Annotated in this window: 1 protein-coding gene; it reads right to left on the bottom strand. The window is 63.9% G+C overall.

Going from position 1 to position 447, the window contains the following annotated elements:
* Nucleotides 1-447: SDR family NAD(P)-dependent oxidoreductase (locus AC1DF0_RS32275; protein WP_477577664.1), on the bottom strand; the 447-nt coding region annotated here is incomplete at both ends.

Here is a 447-nt window from a genome sequence, read left to right as displayed (position 1 = left end):
GTAATTGACCTGCCCGCGATTGCCGATCAGCCCGGACACCGAAGTAATGCAGACAATCCGCCCGGCGGCGCGACGACGGATCATCGGCATCATCACCGGGTGCAGCACGTTGTAGAAACCGTCGAGGTTGGTGCGCATCACCACATCCCAATCCTCCTCGCTCAGGGCCGGAAAAGCACCGTCGCGGGTCAGGCCGGCGTTGAGCACCACGCCGTAATAGGCGCCATGGGCTTCGACATCGGCTTCAAGGATCGCTTTGCAGCTGGCGCGGTTGCTGACGTCGAATTGCWGGATGCGCGCGTTGCGGCCCAAGGTTTCCACTTCGGCTTTGACGGCTTCGGCGTCCGCCAAGCCGCTGCGGCAGTGCAGCACGATGTCATGCCCCGCTCGGGCCAGACGCAATGCGATGGCGCGGCCAATACCACGGCTGGAGCCGGTGACCAGTAC

Source organism: Paenibacillus sp. 05T425, assembly GCF_056396205.1.
Note: the sequence above shows the minus strand (reverse complement) of the source record. Positions and strands in the feature narration are given on the sequence as shown.